The sequence below is a fragment of the Gluconobacter sp. P1D12_c genome, from assembly GCF_018812105.1.
Classification (GTDB): domain Bacteria; phylum Pseudomonadota; class Alphaproteobacteria; order Acetobacterales; family Acetobacteraceae; genus Gluconobacter; species Gluconobacter oxydans_A.
Genome location: NZ_JACSIQ010000894.1, coordinates 1 through 354, shown reverse-complemented (window position 1 = coordinate 354; position 354 = coordinate 1). Strand labels below are relative to the sequence as shown.

Genomic DNA, 354 nt, shown 5'->3' with positions numbered 1-354 from the left:
AGCCGCCACCAGCGTTGCATCCAGGATCTGGCCCGACATCGGCAGATAGCCGGCGTGCCGCAGGGTCGCGTCAAAACGGTTGAACAGACCCTCGATCGCTCCCACCTGCGTCAGGCGCTCACGGAACAGCCAGAGTGTTTTGGCATCAGGAACACGATCTGAAAGCCCCAGCCCAAGGAAGCGCATGAACGACAGGCGATCGTTGATCAGATATTCCGTCCGCTCATCAGACAAATTGTTCAACGTCTGGATCACCAGGATCTTGAACATCAGCACCGGATCAAATGGCGGTCGCCCGCCTTTGCTTCCATCTGAATAGGCCAGTGCCTTCTCCAGATCAGGACGGAACACTTC

Annotated in this window: 1 protein-coding gene; it reads right to left on the bottom strand. The window is 57.1% G+C overall.

Annotated features, from left to right (window positions below):
• Positions 1 to 354 (bottom strand): transposase (locus KP705_RS19680; RefSeq protein ID WP_215765533.1); only part of this gene is annotated, 354 nt, incomplete at both ends.